This is a genomic window from Amycolatopsis sp. lyj-109 (assembly GCF_046548995.1).
In the GTDB taxonomy this organism is placed as follows: Bacteria; Actinomycetota; Actinomycetes; order Mycobacteriales; family Pseudonocardiaceae; genus Amycolatopsis.
On record NZ_JAJPWR010000005.1, the window covers coordinates 308365 to 324831 of the forward strand.

Consider the following 16467-nt stretch of genomic DNA (forward strand, 5'->3'; position numbering starts at 1 on the left):
CAGGCAACGGCACTCCTCGCCACCTCCGGGGCCGAGACGACCTTGGGAGCGTGGCACGAGAGCCGGTGCTACGCCTTCAAACTCACTCGTTCGTGGATCCGGAGTCGGCGCCGGTCAGCTTCGCCGTCGACTCGTGGGTGAGGGTGGTGGCGGCCTGGACGAACCCGATGATCGTCCGGAGCTCGCCGTCGGTGTAGCGGTCGCAGAGCTCGTACATGCCCTTGACGAGGTGGTCCCACAGGTGCACCGCGCTCGCGATGGACTGCAGGTCCAGAGCGATGAGGATCTTGCGCCGGTCGTCCGGGTGCGGCTCGCGGTTGACGATGCCCTTGCTCTCCAGCCGGTCGATCATCGCCGTCACCGACGCCGGCGCGAGCCCCGACAGGCGCGCGAGGTCCTTCGGCGTCTGCGGGCCGAAACGCGCGAGGTAGTCCAGCACCTTGCTCTCCACCGCCGACAGCCCCCGGGTCTCGGAGATCGCGGTGTGGAACATGACCGTCTCCGTCGACAGCTCCCGCGACCTGAGCAGGACGTCTTCGACGAGTTTCGTTCGCTCGCTTGACACGGCGACCAGCCTAGCCCACTCTTTAGTTCGACAGAACGAATTACTTTCTAAGACATTCGAGGGGTCGAACGACATGACACGGGCACTGATCATCGGGGGCGGCGTCGCGGGCACGATCACCGCCATCGCCCTGCACGAAGCCGGGCACCAGTCCGTGGTCTTCGAGGCTTACGACCGTGACTCCGAGGGCGTCGGCGCGTTCCTGACGCTGGCCGTCAACGGCCTGGACGCGCTGCTCCCGCTGGGCCTCAAGGACGTCGTCCGGAGCGTCGGCTTCGACTCGCCGCGGATGTCGATCGGGCTCGGCAACGGCACGCGGCTCGCCGAATTCCCGCTGGGCGGCACCCTCCAGGACGGCACGGTGAGCCAGACCGTCCTGCGCTCCGATCTCTACGTCGCATTGCGCGACGAGGCCGTACGACGCGGCATCCGCGTCGAGTACGGCAAGCGCCTGACCGGCGCGAATCAGACGAAGACCCACGTCAGCGCGGACTTCGCGGACGGTTCACACGCCGAGGGCGACCTCCTGATCGGCGCCGACGGCCTCCGCTCCCGGGTCCGCACGATCATCGACCCGGACGCGCCGGCGCCGCGGTACGTCCCGCTGCTGAACACCGGCGGGTTCGCCGAAGGCCTGGACCTGCCCGACGAGCCGGGTGTGCTGAACATGGTGTTCGGCAAGCGCGTGTTCTTCTGCCACGTGGTCAGCACGGACGGCCGCGTCTGGTGGTTCGCGAACCCGGCTCGCAAGACCGAGCCGACCGCGGCCGAGCTCGGCACGCTCGCCGGCGACAAGCTGCGCGCCGAACTCCTGCACCTGGTGGCCGGCGACCGGACACCGGCCGCCGAGATCATCCGCGCGACGCGGGAGCTCTACCCGGCCTGGCCGACGTACGACTTCCCGACGGTCCCGGTCTGGCACCGCGGCCGCATGGTGATCATCGGCGACGCGGCGCACGCGACGTCACCGGCAGCGGGCCAGGGCGCCTCGATGGCCATCGAAGACGCCGTCACGCTGGGCAAATGCCTCCGCGACGTGCCCGACGTCGAGCGCGCGCTGGCCACGTACGAGAGCTTGCGGCGCGGGCGCGTCGAAGCAGTGGTCGCGGCCGGCAAGCGCAACGGCGACCAGAAGGCGATCGGCCCGGTCGGGCGGGTGATCCGCGACTTCTTCATCAAGCGGGCGTTCTCGAAGCCGTTCGACGAGGACCCGAACGGTTTCATGTGGAACCACCGCATCGACTGGAACGAAAAGATCGCGGTTTAGCGCCCGAGGTACTTTTTCCCGCCGAGGGCGAATCCACTACCGCCAGGTGTCGACGCGGTGGAAGTTCTTGTACGCCCGGCTCGGGGTCGGGCCGCGCTGCCCTTGGTAGCGGGACCCGGCTTCGCTGGAGCCGTACGGGTGCTCGGCCGAGCTCGACAGCCGGAAGATGCACAGCTGGCCGATCTTCATGCCCGGCCAGAGGGTGATCGGCAGGTTCGCGACGTTCGACAGCTCGAGCGTGATGTGCCCGGAGAAGCCGGGGTCGATGAACCCGGCGGTCGAGTGCGTGAGCAACCCGAGACGCCCGAGCGACGACTTGCCCTCGAGGCGGCCGGCGAGGTCGTCGGCCAGGGTGACGAGCTCGAACGTCGAGCCGAGCACGAACTCGCCGGGGTGCAGCACGAAGGGCTCGTCGCCCTCCTTCTCGACCAGCGAGGTCAGCTCGTCCTGCTGCAACTGCGGGTCGATGTGGGTGTACTTGCTGTTGTTGAAGACGCGGAAGAACCGGTCGAGCCGGACGTCGACGCTGGACGGCTGAACCATGGCCGGGGCGAACGGTTCCAGCCCAAGACCGCCGGATTCGATCTCTTTGCGAAGGTCACGGTCACTTAGCAGCACCGCGGCAGCGTAACCAACCAGCAAAATTAGATCCAGTTAGGCGACGGCGAGCCACGTCACTCTTCACGCGGCCCGCATGTGCTGCGCGTAGGTCGTATCGGGCGCGAAGATCTTCTCGAGCCGCTTCACGTACCCGCGGCGCCCGGCCTGGCCGATCCGTTCCTGCAGCGCGGTGGCTCCGGGGATGAACCGCCGCACGGTCTCGGCGGCGAAGTTGACGCTCGCCACCGCAACGATCGCGGCCTGCGCAACGGGGTCGTTCGGCAGGCCGAGGAAGTCGGCATTCGTCTTCCCGAGCACGAGCCGGCTGATCGACGAGTGCACGGCGACGGAGACGTGCGAAAGCACCTTCCCGACGGCCCCACGCCCTTCGCCGACGGCGGCGTTGGCCTCGATCAGCGCCTTGGCGAGCCGCTTCGAGTCGTCGTCCGGGATGAACTCGGTGGCGGCGAGCAGCCACAGCAGCCGCCAGGCGTCCTCTTCCGAAGTGGGCAGCAACTCGTCGTCGACGCCCATGAGCCACCCGATGTAGCGCCAGAGGTGCAGGATGTCGCCGCGTTCGCGGGCGGAGTAGCGAAGGCCGAGCAGCTGCGTCCCGAAGACGTAGACGAGCGAGAAGAGCAGCAGCGTCCCGGCGGTCTGCACCTGGTTGACGGGCCGATCCCAGGCGGCGTAGTCCCAGTCGTCCCGCCGGTTCATGGCGGCGCGCACGTGGGCGTGCACGAGCCGGATCCGCAGCGCGGAGGCGTACCCCTTCCCACCGTGCTTGAGGGCCCCGGGCGTCGTGACATCGATCCACCAGGCGGCGGTCTCGACGAGTCGCCGCGTGGCCTGGTATTCGATCTCCCCGGTCCCGACCAGCGATTTCGTGGCACGCGAGGCGAGATAGCCGCCCATCAGCGACATGTCGCCGAGCGGGAAGAGACCCAGCAACCCGGCCCGGGTGATGGCCTTCGCGCCACGCTCGAGCCGCTCGTCGTCGACCCAGTAGGGCTTGGCGTCGACCTGGTCGAAGAAGTCCTTGAGCGGCCCGGGTACTGCGGCTCGGTCGATCAGGGCGTCTTCGAAGAGCTTCCGCCCGTGCCCCTTGGGCTGCTGCGCCATCCAGGCGACGACGTCGTCCGCGAGCCGGTCCTGCACCTGCGCAAACTCCCGGAGCCGCGCGACCTGGCGTTCGTCGCCCCGGATGTCACCCTCGACGAACAGCCGCTGAGCCAGCCGGAACCCGCCTTGCCGGAACAGCTCGGGCTCGTCCATGACGCTCACCTCCGGAGTCGACAACAAGTGTTGTCACATGAGGCGCACGAGTCAAGGCAGAGGGCGCTGGACAAGGGGATCGCGGTGCCGTGTATGCTGACGACGCACTGCGGATGTAGTTCAATGGTAGAACATCAGCTTCCCAAGCTGAATACGCGGGTTCGATTCCCGTCATCCGCTCTCCACCGAAGGCCCCGACCGAGCCACAAGCCGATCGGGGTCTTCTGTTGTGCGCTCCTATCCCTGGCCCGACGCCGATCGGCGCTACGGTGGAGGACCGTTCATGACCGGAGGGATCATGCTGTCTACTGACCACGCTCCCACCGTTGCCATCATCGGCAGTTTCCGCCAGTTCTACGAGCAAGTATTGGACGCATGGCAGAAAATCAGCGCCAGCGGAATAGCCATCACCAGCCCACTTGGCTCTCGAATTATAACCGCAGGGGTCCCCTTCGTCCGCTTCGAGAGCGACGATGAAGCGTTGGACGACGCCATGGTCCAGACCCTGGCCCTCCATCGAATTCTCCGCGCAGACCTCGTCTACGTCGTTGCACCATTCGGCTATGTTGGACGGACAACCTGTTACGAGATCGGACGGATACTGCAGGCCGGGAAATCGATTTACTTCAGCGAGTTTCCGAAAGATCTCCCCGTACGGGTGAGCCCGGACCGGGTCACGACTCCAACACAGCTGATCAACCTGGTCATCCACAAAGAAATTCATCCACTCTACGTCGACGAACAAGGTTCCCACGCCGAATGGGAAAGACGCCTCCTCGCCGGCGATTACCTGGACACCTGACCAGACGGCCTGCCGAACCAACGATCGCGATCGAACCGCAGCCGGGGTACCATCCGGACAGGGAGAGGTGGTGCGATGGACGGCGTAGGCACGGGAAAATCAGATTGCAACCACAGTCCCAGCACCGATCAGACCCAGCCGCCTTGCGTCTTAATATCATATGCGCGCGCAGATGAGGAACACAACGAAGCCGTTCGACATTTGGCCCACCTTCTTCGTCGCAACGGTATCGAAACAGAAATCGATCTCTACGCTGCGCGACACCGGCAAGACTGGGCAGCTTGGCACCAGCGACAGATCATCAGGGCGGACTTCGTCCTCATCATCGCGTCTCCCGAGTACAAGCGGCAAGCCGAAGGCGAGGACGCACCGCACCAAGGTCGCAGCGTTTCCTGGGAAGCTATGCTAATCCGCGAGGACATATACCGCGATCGCCAGGTCGCCTTACGAAAGTATCTCCCCGTTGTCCTGCCAGGCCACTCGGCCGACGACCTCCCAGCGTGGCTCAACCCAAGGACCGCCACTTCATACTCCATCGATGAGTTGTCAGACAACGGAGTAGTGAATCTACTTCGGGTTATAACCGACCAGCCAGAAGAGCCAGAGACAAATATCGGCACGGCTCCCCATCTACCAAACTTACCTTCTACAGCACCTGACAACGAGATCAGCGAGACCCTGCAGATACCCGCGATCACAACTGAAGATCCACGCCTGCTAGCGCCGCTACCTGGAATTTTCTTGCATTACTTCGACCCACATTTCCTTCACGAGGTCTCAGCTGGAAGAAACGCCAACCGCATTGGCGCAGAAGTGAGGCGAGCGACCCAGCTGGCAATCCTTGCCGCGCAGACCGTGTACGTGCCTGCCGCAAGTTACCTGGAATCAGATCTTTGTGCAAAAATCGTCGACAGTTACCAACCACTGTTCGAGCTCGGCCAGATTGTCTTGGTCGGCAGCGAAGCCAACCTGTTCGACTTCGCAACTTTGAAGATGCTCCAGTACGAAGAAGGCGGGGAGCGCCACTTCAAGTACCAAGCAGCGCTCGACCGACAAGACGAAACCCCACCCTTTCGAACACGAGAAAGATCAGCGACGGCCGACATTCGAAATGCTTGGTGGCGTGGTCTTGCAGACCTTGGACGTTTCACGGAGGGAATAGCGCCGAATCAGGTATCAGATCTCGAAGAACGCTGGGCTGACGTACCCGCAGCACTGGCCGGGCGAGCATTCACGCCCGAGTATGCCATTCTTGCGCTATATAACCAATCCACGATCTCCAGCGCGCAGGGAATTATCACCAAGCGCGCCGGTTTGTATATCAACCACCACTACACCCAGAGTTACGTCGACGAACTTCAAGTGGGCGTGGTCGCCGACCTCAACTACTTGCACAGCCCACGCGTACCCTCGGCAGGCGTGGACTTGCCTTTCAAGGCCACCATCCGCACTCTAAAAGACGCCGGAGTGGCAGAGAAGGTGCTGAACGCTTCGCCGATCGATTTGATCAACTTACGAGCAGACACCTCAATCACGCGATCATTTATACGGGTATTTCAATGGATATCTCACACCAATTCGGACTGAAGCGCCGTTTGCCAGGTTTCAAAATCAACCGACCGCGGTGCAGATAGCTCTTCAAGCAATGGTTTCACGTCGCCATTGAGGCAACGAACACCCCAAGCGCTAAGCTCCTCGGAGTACGCGTCCGGCATTCCATTCAACAGGAACACCTTTCGATCATCCGCGAAGGCGATGCTAATTTCAGCAAAGGAGTTCGGGCCGATATAATTCTCGGCCTCCGGTCGATGCGTGTTCACGACCAAAATCGCGACCGTGTCCTTGCCTCGAATCTTTCTCATGTAGTCCAGCGATGCTTCTCTCTTACGTCTATTTCTGACTTCGACACTTGATTCTGGATGGAAACGATCCGGAGACGGTGTAACAACCTGAACACCTGCGTCTTCGATCACGGAAGCTATCCTTGACATGAGATCGAGCGACTTCATCGATCCACAGACGACGACGGTTCCACCCTGTCGACGATCGCTGGTCACGCAAGAACCTCCTTCGGGTCCCGTACTCGACAAAGCATCCTCCTGCACCATTCAAACCAAGATCGCCATATGACGACCGCCTGGTTCGACCCGGTCCCGAACATGGTGACACGAACGTCAATTTACGCGTCAGTTGACACGCCGGTCAGCACATGACAGCACCCCGACGGGTTGGAGCGATCTTCGATACCCGTCGCCGATGGCTGACCCTCACCGCTGGACACAATTCGGCAACGTGGCAGCCGAGTCTTGCCGACAAGCCCAGGCCGTCTCATGCGACTGGCCCGATCCGAGCTCGCAAATGCGCCACGTGCGCAGCAGGCAAACCCGTTTCCTCCGCCCGAGCCAATGCCGCCGCTGCCGACGAAGAACCCAAGCGGTGCAACAACTCCGCCCGCGACGCGTGCCACCACGGGTAATCATCCAGCCCCGTCAACGCATCCACCAGCGCCAATGCCGAGGCAGCCCCGTCCCGTTCCGCCACCGCCGCCGCGCGGTTCAGGCGCACCACCGGTGTGTCCTGGGTCGACAACAACACGTCGTACCAGGAAATCACCGCGTCCCAGTTCGTCTCTTCGTAAGAGGGTGCGAGGTCGTGGCACGCCGCGATAGCCGCCTGGACCACGTACGCGTTCGGCACCGCCGGTGTCCGGCGCAGGCCCCGGCCCACCAGCTCGACGCCTTCCTTGATCAGCGACGCGTCCCACGACGAACGATCCTGCTCGGCGAGCAGCACCGGCTCGCCGGACGGGCGGAACCGCGCGGTGCGGCGGGCGTCCTGCAGCAGCACCAAAGCCAGCAGTCCCAAGGCCGTCGGCTCGTCCGGCATCAGCGACACCAGCAAGCGCGCCAAGCGGACGCCCTCCGCGAGCAACGCAACGCGGCCCGTGTAGCCCTCGTTGAAGATCAAGTACACCGTCGACGCCACGCCGGCCAAGCGGGACGGGAGCTCCTCCGCCGGGGGCACGCGGTACGGGATCCGCGCCTGAGCGATCTTCTGCTTCGCGCGTGTCAGCCGCTTCGCCATCGTCGCTTCCGGGAGCAGCAGGCCGCGAGCGACCTCGGCGGTCGACAAACCGCCCAATGTCCGAAGGGCCAACGCCACCTGGGCGTCCAGGGACAACGCCGGGTGGCAACACGTGAAGACCAGGCGCAGCAGGTCGTCGCGGACGACCACCGGGTCCGGGTGCGGGTCGACTGCGGGCATCGCGACGGCCTCCTTTCCCTGCCGCTTGGCCTCGCGGCGGACGACGTCCACCGCGCGGTGGCGGGCCGCGACCAGGAGCCAGCCGCGTGGGTTTTCGGGGACGCCGTCGCGCGGCCACGTCTCCAGTGCGCGCACGACGGCGTCCTGGACCGCGTCCTCGGCCAGGTCGACGCTGCCGGTGACGCGGACCAGCGTGGCCAGTACCCCGGTTCCCTCGTCCCGGACCAGCCGCGCGACCGCGTCCCCGGCGCCGGTCACTTGCCGAAGTCGACGACCGGGCGGACTTCGATCGCGCCGTCCCAGGCACCCGGGATCTGCGCCGCGACCTTGACCGCCTCGTCGAGGTCGGCGCATTCGAGCAGGTAGAAGCCGGTGAGGGCTTCCTTCGTCTCCGCGTACGGGCCGTCGCTGGTGACGATGTCGCCGCCCTTGCCGCCGGTGACGCGGACCGTCGTCGCGGTCGCCGTCGGGTACAGCGCCGCGCCGCCGCGGATCACCGCGGCCGCTCCCGCGCCGAACTCGTCGTAGTCCTTCATCATGTCCGTGGCCTCGGGCGTGGTCGGGTCGATGTCCGTGGCGTAGATGATCGCGGCGTACTTGGGCATGAGGTGCTCCTCGCGGGTCCTGGCCGGCGCCGATCGCCGGTTCTCACTGTAAGGACGAACGGGCGAAGCCGCGCCGGGACACTTGTCGCGAAGAAAGTCCGGCGGGCAGGGTGGGCGCATGGGAGAGCCCGCGCTGTTCGGTCCGGACTTCGATCGCGACCCCTCATCCGCCTATGCCTGGCTGCGCGAACGACCGCCGCACCGGCTCGCCTTCCCGACCGGCACCTGGGCCTGGCTGGTCACGCGGTACGCCGACGCCGTGACGGCGCTCAACCACCCCGCCCTGGTCAAGAGCCCCGCCGCCGGCAACGAGGAGTGGCAGCGCTCCGGCATGGGCCTGCCGCTCGACCACCGGCCGTCGCTCGCGTCGCACATGATCAACACCGATCCGCCCGAGCACACGCGGTTGCGGCGTGCCTGCGCCGGCGCGTTCGGCCCGCGGCGGATGCAGCACCTGCGCGAGCGCGCCCAGCAGGTGACCGACGAGCTGGTCGACGCCGTCGAGGCGCGCCGGCACGGCGATCTCGTCACCGATCTCGCCTACCCGCTGCCGATCGCGATCATCTGCGACCTGCTCGGGGTGCCCGAGCGGTACCGCGAGGACGTGCACGAGTGGTCGCTCGTCATCGACTCGGCCGACGACACCGACGGTTCGAAGGTCCGCGAAGCCACCGACGTGCTGGAACGGCTGGTCACCGAGGTCGTCGAGGCCAAGCGGGCGGTGCGGGGCACCGACCTGATCAGCGACCTAGTCGCGCAGGAAGCCACCGGCACGCTTTCCGCGGACGAGGTGACGTCGACGGCGTTCCTGATCCTGATCGGCGGCCACGAGACCACCGTCGGGCTGATCGCGACCGGCGCCCTCGCGCTGCTGACCCATCCCGGCGAAGCAGCAAAAGCGAGAACCGACCCCGCTCACCGCGCGGCCGTCCTCGAGGAGACGCTCCGGCTGCACGCGCCGCTGCAGAACGCGACCTGGCGGTTCCCCACCGAGGACGTCGAGATCGGCGGCCGGCTCATGCGGCCCGGCGACCCCATCCTCGTCTCCGTGCTGGCGGCCAACCGGGACCCCGCGGCGTTCGAGGAAGCCGACGCCTTCCGGCCGGGACACCGGAAAACCGAGCGGCGGCACATCGCCTTCGGCATCGGGCCACACCTGTGCATCGGTGCGGCACTGGCCCGGCTGCAGGCCGACGTCGCCTTCGAAACCTTGCTCCGCCGCCTGCCGACGGCCCGGCTCGCGGTGCCCGTAGCGGAACTCACCTGGTGGCCGAGCCCGATCACGCGCGGGCTCTTCCACCTGCCGATCGAGCTGTGACCACCGGGGCTCGCCACCCGGAAGAAGGATCAGCCTTCGACGAGCTCCCAGTCGGACTCGGGCGTCGCACGGTCGTACACCTGGCCCGGCGCGGCCTTCAGCACCGTGCGCACGTCCGGGTACAGGTTCGCCACGTGCTCCAGCTCCAGGCCCTCGACCTCGAAGTCCTCGGCCTCGGGGACCTCGAAACCGACGAACAGCCAGGTGCCGTCCTGCTCACGGACGACCTGGCGAACGGCGCGCACCGGCTGCTGCGAGCCGGTCGGGATCTCGGTCAGGCCGCTGCTGATCTGGGCTTCGTCGTCCGGCGAGCCCTCGAACTTCCAGGCCGCGCGGCGCAGGGCGAGCAGCCGGATGTCCTCGTCCTCGTCGTCGGAACCGGTCACCGACGAGAGCAGCCACGTGCGGCGCTCCGGGTCCCAGTCGGCGGCCATCCCGGTCGGGAGGCCCGCCAGCGCGCCCAGCTGCGGCAGGAGTTCGACGGCTTCGCGCAGCGACATCTTGCCGAAGTTCTCGCGGTTGACCAGCACGTCGTCGGACAGCTCGGTGCCGTCGCTGATGAACCAGTCGTCCTCGTCGTCCAGCACGACGAAGCCCAGTGCGTCGGGGTCGTTCACCAGGGCCAGCGCGATGATGACCGGCCCTTCCGGGTCCTGGCGCAGCGGCCATTCGGTCGACATGCGCCATATCCCACCATCGCCGCGGTGCGTGCGGGGAGCCGGGGTCACCCGATCGATAAATTCATCAGCTGTTGATATCATGGTGCCATGGTGTTGCCCAAAGGACTCGCCCGCTTCAACCGCGTGGTGACCAACCGGATCAACAAGTACGTCGTGAACTGGGCGCCGGGCTTCGGCCTGCTCATCCACAAAGGACGGAAGTCCGGCCGGGAGTACCGCACCCCGCTGAACGTCTTCCGGACCGCCGACGGCTTCGTCGTCGCGCTCACCTACGGCCCGGACACCGACTGGGTGAAGAACGTGCTGGCCGCGGAGAGTTGCACCATCATCACCCAGCGGAAAAATTACGAAGTGCACTCGCCCGAGCTCGTGCATGATGAGTCACGCCGAGCGATGCCGGTGCCCGTGCGCCAGTTCCTCGGCCTGCTGAACGTTCACGACTTCCTGCTGGTGAAGCGGGACTAGGGGGAGCCATGCCCGAAGGGGGCCTCGTCCGGCTGCGCGCGCTCGAGCCCGAGGACGCGGACAAGATCTACGACTGGGCGAACGACCCCGAAGTGGGCCGCTGGATGGTCAACGACCACCCGCGCTCGCGCGCGCAGATCCGGAAGCGCTGCGAGGAGCGCCCGGTCAACAAGTACGAGCTGGTCGTCCTCGGCATCGAGACGAAGGCCGACAGCAAGCTGATCGGCATCGTCGACCTGCGCGACGCCGAGCCCGAGGTCGGCAACGCCGAACTGGACATCTACATCGGCGACGCCGAGTACCGCAACGGCGGCTACGGCACCGACGCCATGCGCGTCATGTGCCGCTACGGCTTCGACGCCATGCGCCTGCACATGATCACGCTCTGGGTGGTCGCCGAGAACGAGCGCGCCCGGCACGTCTACCGGAAGGTCGGTTTCTCCGAAGACGGCCGGCACCGCGAGGCCTTCGTCGGTGAAGGCGGCCGCCGCCACGACATGATCCTGATGAGCATGCTGAAGGGCGAGCTCAAGTGAGGAGCCGGCGTGGCGCCTTCAGCCGCCACGCCTCTTCCAGCAGCTCGCGCAGCTGATCGACCTCGACACGGTCCAGGTCGACGATGATCGAGCCGTACCCGTCGTAGTGCGGGGTCGTGAAGAAGGCCGCGTCGCCGGACTCCAGCAACGCGGCCTTCTCGTCGTGCCCGCACAGCACCACCAGGCCACCTTCGGCCTCGGTGCGCAGCCGCGCGAAACCCTTGCCCGCCACCTTCAGCGCGGGCGTGCGGTACCACGTCGACACCTCCACCTCCGGCAGGCCGGAGGCGAGGCGTACGACGTCTTCCCAGGTCGTCATGGGTCCATTGTCGACCCGGTGTCTTGCAAAAACGGGAACTACGGCAGGCGGGTGATCCGGTCCGCCACGGGCGGGGCCACGTTCGGGTGGGCTCCCAGGTAGGCAATCAGGGCGTCGAGGTCCACCGGGCCACCCACGAGACCGGTGCCCTTGGTGAACTCGGTGAAGCCGTCCCCGCCGGCGGCGAGGAAGTTGTTCACCGACACGCGGAACGTCGCCGCCGGGTCGACCGGCGTGCCGTTGACCGTGATGTTCGAGACGCGCGAGCCGATCGGCGCGCTCGCCGAGTACGAGTAGTGCAGCGAGCTCGAGATCTGCAGGATCTTCGTGCCGGCCGCGGTCCACTGCTGTTCCAGCACGTTCTTCAGGTTCGCGCCGGTCAGCGTGATCGTCTGCATGATGTTCGAGAACGGCTGGACCGTGAACGCCTCGCCGTAGGTCACGACGCCGTCGCCCTCGGCGTTCGGGGACGACTTGTACGTCAGGTCGGCGCGGATGCCGCCCGGGTTGGTCACGGCGATGACCGCGTCGTTCGGCGCGATGCCCGCGAGCTGCGCGTCGGCGATGACGTCGCCGAGCGGCGACTCACCGGCCGCGTTGCCCGCCGCCGGCAGGTCGGCGGTGATGGTGCCGACCTGCTTGTTCGCGATCGGCGCGGACTTCGTCTTGGCGTCAGCGACCAGGGCGGCCACGGCCGGGTCCGGCGTCACCGTGCGGGTGACGATCTCGTTGAACGCCTTGGTCTGCGACCGCACGACGTCCCGGGTCTTGCGGCTGATCTTCAGGTCCACCACCGACAGCAGGCGGCCGAACGACGAGCCCTGGATGACCGGCCGCGGCTGGCCCGCCGGGTCGTTGATCACGCAGTTGTACTGCTGGTGGCTGTGCCCGGTGAAGAACGCGTCTACCTTCGGCGTCACCGCGGCCGCGATCGCGGCGGCCGGGCCGGGGCGCAGCTTGCAGTCGTTCGGGCCCTCGACCTCGGTGCCGTCACCCTGGTGCATCAGCACGATCTGGGCCTTGACGCCGAAGAAGTCGAGCAGGTTCGCGGTCCGGTTGATCGCCTCGACCTCGTCGCCGAACTTCAGGCCCTTGATGGCCTCCGGCGTGACGACGGACGGCAGGTCCTTCAGCGTGGCGCCGATGACGCCGATCGGCACGCCACCTTCGAACTTCACGGTGAACGGCAACAGGGCGGGCAGGCCGTTGGTGAAGTACACATTGGACCCGATGAACGGGAACTTCGCACCGTCGAAGGTCTTCTGGAACTGGCAGCCGTCGGTCGGGTGGCAGCCGCCGAACTGCATGCGTTGCAGTTCCTGGTAGCCCTCGTCGAACTCGTGGTTCCCGACGACGGACGCGCTGACGCCGAGCATGTTCAGGAAGTCGATGGTCGGCTCGTCGTGGAACAGCGCCGAGGTCAGCGGCGACGCACCGATGTTGTCACCGGCGGACACGACGAACGAGTTGGCCGCCTGCGCGCGCAGCTGCTTCACGTGCGTGGCCAGGTAGGCGGCACCGCCGGCGTCCACAGTGGTCCCGTCCGACTGCACGACACGACCGCTGGAGCCGGACGGCGGCTCGAGGTTTCCGTGCAGGTCGTTGAACCCGATGATCCGGACGTCGGTGGTGGGATCCGGGCGCTGGCCCGCGGACGCGGGTGCGGTGGTCACCGCCGTGGTCGCCAGCGCGGCCGCGGCCAACACCGCGAGCCGGGTCGAAAGCCTCATGAGTGTTCTTCCTCCGATTCGCGCCCAGGGTCCCCGAACGGGCGCACGGCGGAGGATTCTGCCTGGCGAAGCAGTCACCTACCAGGGTCAAAAGACGGACGTAAAGGGAATGTCATCTAACGACTTCCGTCAAGCAGCACCCGCGCGACGAGCTCCGGGTCGTCGCTCATCGGCACGTGCCCGCAGCCCGGCAACAGCCGAAACACCCCACGCGGCGCAACTTTCCGCAGGTCGGCAACGCGCGGGCGGGCGAGAATCCGGTCGTGCTCGGCCCACGCGATGGTCACCGGGACATCGGTGACCGGCCCGGTGAAGCGGAAGTCCCCACGGGACTGCGCGGCGGTGGGCTCGAACCCCGGCGCGAAGGCGAGCGCGTGAGCATCGTCGACGACGACGTCGGGTGTCAGCCGCTCGGGCCGTCCGACGATCATCCCGGTCAGGGCGCGCCGCCCGGACGCGCTCGCGGCGATCCGGCGCACGACGTGCGGTGGCGTGCGCTGCGCGAGGGCGCGATGGGCTTTGAGCGTCGCGATCGCGTACATCTTCTGGCGCCGGTTCCACAGCCCGGCCGGCGACAACGCCGTGACGCTGCGAACCAGCCCGGCCTGCCCCAGGGCCAGCGACAGCAGGCCGCCGAGCGAGTTGCCGGCGACGTGCGGCCGGTCGAGCCCGAGGTCGGTGAAGAGCTCCTTGAACATCACCAGCGCGGGCTCGATGCCGTACCCGCCGGACGGGGCAGGTGACTCACCGAAGCCGGGCAGGTCGACGGCGATCACGTCACGATGGGCCGTGAGCAGCGGGAACACCGGCGCCCACGCCTGACGGCGGTGGCCGATGCCGTGGATCAGCACCAGCGGTTCGCCCCGGCCCGCACGGTCGTAGACAACGTCGTCCATGATCCGAGCGTAAGGCTCGGGTAGTGGAAAAGCTACAACCAGCAGTAACAGTTACTCCGCGTCCAGTTGGACCCGGGTCCCGCTGTCGGCCGACCGCTGGACGGCGTCGAGCACGCGGTGCACGCGCCGGGCGTGCGCGAAGTCCGGCAGGTCACCCTTGAGGTGGCGGGCGTACGCGTGCGCCACGTTGTACGACGGCTCGGCGCTGCGGCCGGCCAGCTGCGGCAGCTCGTACCGCGCGGGCACGGTCAGCTTCTCCAGCGTGCCGGTCCGGCTGCCACGCAGCGTCAGCTTCGCGATCCAGAACAGCGGATCCGCGGCGTCGACGACCAGCGTGCCCTCGGTGCCGTTGATCTCCCAGCGGAAGTTCGTGGCCGGCGACGTCCCGCCGCGCAGGTGCAGGGACGCGACGGCGCCCCCGGTCAGCACCCCGGTGACGGCGATCTGGTCCGGCGCGGTCATCTCGACGGACTCGCCGGTGACCTCGTCGCGCACCCGCGGCCGGACGGTCGCCATCGTCGCCGACAGCTCGGCGAAGCCGCCGAGGACCATGGCCACCGTGTCGGCGGTGTGCGCGAACGGGATGGTCAGCATCGTCGCCCCGCCCGCGGGGTGCAGCTGGTAGTCGCGGCCGGCCCGCACCGACGGTCCCCAGTTCGCGCCCGAAGCGATCAGCGACGTCGAGAGCACGCGGCCGACGTAGCCGTCCTTGATGAGGTCACGCAGGTAGCGCAACGCCGGCGCCGAACGCCCCTGCAGGCCGACCGCGGTCGTCTTGTCCCGCGCGGCTTCGGCCAGCGCCTCGGTCTCGGCCAGGCTGACGCCCAGCGGCCACTCGCTCAGCACCTGCTTGCCGGCGGCCAGCGCGGGCTCGATGAGCGCCCGGTGCTGCGACACCTTCACCGCGACCACCACGAGGTCGACCTCCGGGTGCCGGGCGAGTTCCCCGGCGTCGCCGAAGGTCAGCGGCACGCCGTACTTCTCTCCGGCTACCCGCGCCGACTCCGCGCTGCTGCCGCTGAGCGCCCGGAGTTCGTAGCCGTCCACCGCGGCCAGTGCGGGCACGTGCGCGGTCGCGGCCCAGCCACCGTTCGCGCTGAGCCCGACGATGCCGACCCGGACCGGTGCCATGAGCGTTCCTTTCGTTGCCGTGCACTGCGTCTTTGCGCCTGTCTTCACAAAGACGACGTGCCGAGCGTCGTGCGCATTCCCGGGTCGGCGCAAGCAGCATCCGGTTACGCCGGCATGACATCGATCACCCACGGGCCGCCGATCGGCCGCGCGCGGGTCGGCCGAGTGGCCGATGGCGGCCCCGGACCGTCGGGCTCTTCGACCGAAGCGGCGCCGGGGCCAAGATCCATAGCGTCGGTGGCATGACGAACGCACAGCTCACCGCCCTGCAGTACGGCTTCACCGCCTTCCTCGCGCTGTGGGTCGTGGTGCTGGTGCCGCAGCTGATCGCCCAGCTCGCCGGGCACGGCGGCCTGCGGCTGCGCGGCCTCGCGACCACGGCGGCGGTGCTGCTCTACAGCTGCATGACGCTCGCGGTCGTCTTCCTGCCGCTGCCGGGCCCCGGTACCCGCCGGCTAAGCCAGACCGTGCAACTGCACCCCTTCCAGTGGATCGCCGACATCCACACGGAGCTGCTCAAGCACGGCGGAACCTGGTTCACGACGCAGACGTTCCAGCAGGCGTGCCTGAACGTCCTGCTGTTCGTGCCGCTCGGGGTGTTCGCGCGGATCCTCTGGCGCCGCGGCCTGACCGGCACCGCGCTGATCGGCTTCACGGCGGCACTGCTCATCGAAATCACGCAGCTCACGGCGAACTTCGGCACGGCGCCGTACGTCTACCGGATCTTCGACGTCGACGACCTCATGAACAACGCCTTCGGCGCCGTCGTCGGCTGGGTGTTCGGAGCGCTGTTGCTGCTGACGCTCCGGCGTTCACCGGTCGACGTGCAGCCGGCCCGGCGCGAGCGGGTCCACCTCGCCGAGGCGCGCTAACCGGGCTTTCCGCTGCAGCGCGGCCCGCTTGGCGGCCCGCCGGTCTTCCAGGACGACGACCAGCGCGGCGACGGCCAGGACGAGAGCGACCAGACCGAGGACGATCGGAAGCTGCACGAAATCCTCCTCGGTACGGCGCTGT

General features: G+C 67.2%; 19 protein-coding genes and 1 tRNA gene. 8 read left to right on the plus strand and 12 right to left on the minus strand.

The window, feature by feature from the left end; translation table 11 throughout:
• Positions 1-82: 82 nt before the first annotated feature.
• Positions 83-565: a MarR family winged helix-turn-helix transcriptional regulator gene (locus ACLJQF_RS13565; RefSeq protein WP_410608703.1), complete on the minus strand. Its 483-nt coding sequence runs from the start codon at positions 563-565 to the stop codon at positions 83-85.
• 73 nt (positions 566-638) lie between these two features.
• Here ACLJQF_RS13565 and ACLJQF_RS13570 point away from each other — a divergent pair, with 73 nt between their 5' ends.
• The gene (locus ACLJQF_RS13570) at positions 639-1832 is read left to right on the plus strand and encodes an FAD-dependent oxidoreductase (protein WP_410608704.1); all 1194 of its coding nucleotides are present in this window, start codon (positions 639-641) and stop codon (positions 1830-1832) included.
• Positions 1833-1868: 36 nt separating this feature from the next.
• On the opposite strand, the gene dcd is transcribed toward ACLJQF_RS13570, so the two are convergent.
• Positions 1869-2450 carry a dCTP deaminase gene (gene dcd / locus ACLJQF_RS13575; protein ID WP_410608706.1) on the minus strand — a complete coding sequence of 194 codons (582 nt, stop codon included), beginning with the start codon at positions 2448-2450 and terminating at the stop codon, positions 1869-1871.
• A gap of 63 nt (positions 2451-2513) precedes the next feature.
• The gene (locus ACLJQF_RS13580; RefSeq protein WP_410608708.1) at positions 2514-3707 is read right to left on the minus strand and encodes an oxygenase MpaB family protein; all 1194 of its coding nucleotides are present in this window, start codon (positions 3705-3707) and stop codon (positions 2514-2516) included.
• A gap of 109 nt (positions 3708-3816) precedes the next feature.
• Between ACLJQF_RS13580 and ACLJQF_RS13585 the strand changes: the two genes are divergently transcribed.
• From ACLJQF_RS13585 to ACLJQF_RS13595, 3 genes are all read left to right on the plus strand, one after another.
• Positions 3817-3887 (plus strand) — tRNA-Gly (locus ACLJQF_RS13585).
• Between the two features lie 103 nt (positions 3888-3990).
• The gene (locus ACLJQF_RS13590; RefSeq protein WP_410608710.1) at positions 3991-4509 is read left to right on the plus strand and encodes a hypothetical protein; all 519 of its coding nucleotides are present in this window, start codon (positions 3991-3993) and stop codon (positions 4507-4509) included.
• 75 nt (positions 4510-4584) lie between these two features.
• Entirely contained in the window at positions 4585-6096 is a 1512-nt protein-coding gene (locus ACLJQF_RS13595; RefSeq protein ID WP_410608711.1) for an SEFIR domain-containing protein, read from the plus strand.
• Here the strand turns inward: ACLJQF_RS13595 and ACLJQF_RS13600 are convergent.
• From ACLJQF_RS13600 to ACLJQF_RS13610, 3 genes are all read right to left on the minus strand, one after another.
• Positions 6078-6566, minus strand: a complete 489-nt coding sequence (locus tag ACLJQF_RS13600; protein WP_410608712.1) for a hypothetical protein — start codon at positions 6564-6566, stop codon at positions 6078-6080. The two genes, ACLJQF_RS13595 and ACLJQF_RS13600, sit on opposite strands and share 19 nt — an antisense overlap.
• A gap of 271 nt (positions 6567-6837) precedes the next feature.
• Positions 6838-8031 carry an RNA polymerase sigma factor gene (locus ACLJQF_RS13605; protein WP_410608714.1) on the minus strand — a complete coding sequence of 398 codons (1194 nt, stop codon included), beginning with the start codon at positions 8029-8031 and terminating at the stop codon, positions 6838-6840.
• A complete protein-coding gene (locus tag ACLJQF_RS13610; protein WP_410608715.1) occupies positions 8028-8378 on the minus strand; it encodes a YciI family protein in 351 nt (116 codons plus the stop codon). The genes ACLJQF_RS13605 and ACLJQF_RS13610 overlap by 4 nt, the downstream gene beginning before the upstream one ends.
• A gap of 118 nt (positions 8379-8496) precedes the next feature.
• Here ACLJQF_RS13610 and ACLJQF_RS13615 point away from each other — a divergent pair, with 118 nt between their 5' ends.
• Positions 8497-9696: a cytochrome P450 family protein gene (locus tag ACLJQF_RS13615; RefSeq protein WP_410608716.1), complete on the plus strand. Its 1200-nt coding sequence runs from the start codon at positions 8497-8499 to the stop codon at positions 9694-9696.
• 29 nt (positions 9697-9725) lie between these two features.
• Here ACLJQF_RS13615 and ACLJQF_RS13620 read toward each other — a convergent pair whose 3' ends face one another.
• On the minus strand, positions 9726-10376 hold the full coding sequence (locus ACLJQF_RS13620; protein WP_410608718.1) for a hypothetical protein: 651 nt from the start codon (positions 10374-10376) through the stop codon (positions 9726-9728).
• Positions 10377-10463: 87 nt separating this feature from the next.
• On the opposite strand from ACLJQF_RS13620, the gene ACLJQF_RS13625 reads away from it, so the two are divergent.
• Together ACLJQF_RS13625 and ACLJQF_RS13630 are read left to right on the plus strand one after the other, a co-directional pair.
• Entirely contained in the window at positions 10464-10841 is a 378-nt protein-coding gene (locus ACLJQF_RS13625; RefSeq protein WP_410608720.1) for a nitroreductase family deazaflavin-dependent oxidoreductase, read from the plus strand.
• A gap of 8 nt (positions 10842-10849) precedes the next feature.
• The gene (locus ACLJQF_RS13630) at positions 10850-11377 is read left to right on the plus strand and encodes a GNAT family N-acetyltransferase (protein ID WP_410608721.1); all 528 of its coding nucleotides are present in this window, start codon (positions 10850-10852) and stop codon (positions 11375-11377) included.
• Here the strand turns inward: ACLJQF_RS13630 and ACLJQF_RS13635 are convergent.
• The 4 genes from ACLJQF_RS13635 to ACLJQF_RS13650 all read right to left on the minus strand — a co-directional run bounded on the left by ACLJQF_RS13635 (position 11370) and on the right by ACLJQF_RS13650 (position 15453).
• The gene (locus tag ACLJQF_RS13635; protein WP_410608722.1) at positions 11370-11696 is read right to left on the minus strand and encodes an MmcQ/YjbR family DNA-binding protein; all 327 of its coding nucleotides are present in this window, start codon (positions 11694-11696) and stop codon (positions 11370-11372) included. The genes ACLJQF_RS13630 and ACLJQF_RS13635 overlap by 8 nt on opposite strands.
• 38 nt (positions 11697-11734) lie before the next feature.
• Complete coding sequence (locus ACLJQF_RS13640; RefSeq protein ID WP_410608724.1) at positions 11735-13426, minus strand: bifunctional metallophosphatase/5'-nucleotidase; 1692 nt, start codon at positions 13424-13426, stop codon at positions 11735-11737.
• A gap of 116 nt (positions 13427-13542) precedes the next feature.
• Positions 13543-14322: an alpha/beta fold hydrolase gene (locus ACLJQF_RS13645; protein ID WP_410608726.1), complete on the minus strand. Its 780-nt coding sequence runs from the start codon at positions 14320-14322 to the stop codon at positions 13543-13545.
• Positions 14323-14373: 51 nt separating this feature from the next.
• Positions 14374-15453 (minus strand): Gfo/Idh/MocA family protein, encoded by a 1080-nt coding sequence (locus ACLJQF_RS13650; RefSeq protein WP_410608727.1) that lies wholly within the window; start codon positions 15451-15453, stop codon positions 14374-14376.
• Between the two features lie 242 nt (positions 15454-15695).
• Here ACLJQF_RS13650 and ACLJQF_RS13655 point away from each other — a divergent pair, with 242 nt between their 5' ends.
• On the plus strand, positions 15696-16325 hold the full coding sequence (locus ACLJQF_RS13655; protein WP_410608728.1) for a VanZ family protein: 630 nt from the start codon (positions 15696-15698) through the stop codon (positions 16323-16325).
• Here the strand turns inward: ACLJQF_RS13655 and ACLJQF_RS13660 are convergent.
• Positions 16266-16442, minus strand: a complete 177-nt coding sequence (locus ACLJQF_RS13660) for a hypothetical protein (RefSeq protein WP_003058066.1) — start codon at positions 16440-16442, stop codon at positions 16266-16268. The two genes, ACLJQF_RS13655 and ACLJQF_RS13660, sit on opposite strands and share 60 nt — an antisense overlap.
• Positions 16443-16467: the final 25 nt, after the last annotated feature.

Bases quoted from the DNA above. Each gene is read 5' to 3' on its own strand.
- ACLJQF_RS13595 (WP_410608711.1), top strand. From the start codon at position 4,585: ATGGACGGCGTAGGCACGGGAAAATCAGATTGCAACCACAGTCCCAGC.
- ACLJQF_RS13625 (WP_410608720.1), top strand. From the start codon at position 10,464: ATGGTGTTGCCCAAAGGACTCGCCCGCTTCAACCGCGTGGTGACCAAC.
- ACLJQF_RS13615 (WP_410608716.1), top strand. From the start codon at position 8,497: ATGGGAGAGCCCGCGCTGTTCGGTCCGGACTTCGATCGCGACCCCTCA.
- ACLJQF_RS13580 (WP_410608708.1), bottom strand. From the start codon at position 3,707: ATGGACGAGCCCGAGCTGTTCCGGCAAGGCGGGTTCCGGCTGGCTCAG.
- ACLJQF_RS13645 (WP_410608726.1), bottom strand. From the start codon at position 14,322: ATGGACGACGTTGTCTACGACCGTGCGGGCCGGGGCGAACCGCTGGTG.
- ACLJQF_RS13650 (WP_410608727.1), bottom strand. From the start codon at position 15,453: ATGGCACCGGTCCGGGTCGGCATCGTCGGGCTCAGCGCGAACGGTGGC.
- ACLJQF_RS13635 (WP_410608722.1), bottom strand. From the start codon at position 11,696: ATGACGACCTGGGAAGACGTCGTACGCCTCGCCTCCGGCCTGCCGGAG.
- ACLJQF_RS13590 (WP_410608710.1), top strand. From the start codon at position 3,991: ATGACCGGAGGGATCATGCTGTCTACTGACCACGCTCCCACCGTTGCC.
- ACLJQF_RS13570 (WP_410608704.1), top strand. From the start codon at position 639: ATGACACGGGCACTGATCATCGGGGGCGGCGTCGCGGGCACGATCACC.
- ACLJQF_RS13630 (WP_410608721.1), top strand. From the start codon at position 10,850: ATGCCCGAAGGGGGCCTCGTCCGGCTGCGCGCGCTCGAGCCCGAGGAC.
- ACLJQF_RS13610 (WP_410608715.1), bottom strand. From the start codon at position 8,378: ATGCCCAAGTACGCCGCGATCATCTACGCCACGGACATCGACCCGACC.
- ACLJQF_RS13640 (WP_410608724.1), bottom strand. From the start codon at position 13,426: ATGAGGCTTTCGACCCGGCTCGCGGTGTTGGCCGCGGCCGCGCTGGCG.
- ACLJQF_RS13620 (WP_410608718.1), bottom strand. From the start codon at position 10,376: ATGTCGACCGAATGGCCGCTGCGCCAGGACCCGGAAGGGCCGGTCATC.
- ACLJQF_RS13655 (WP_410608728.1), top strand. From the start codon at position 15,696: ATGACGAACGCACAGCTCACCGCCCTGCAGTACGGCTTCACCGCCTTC.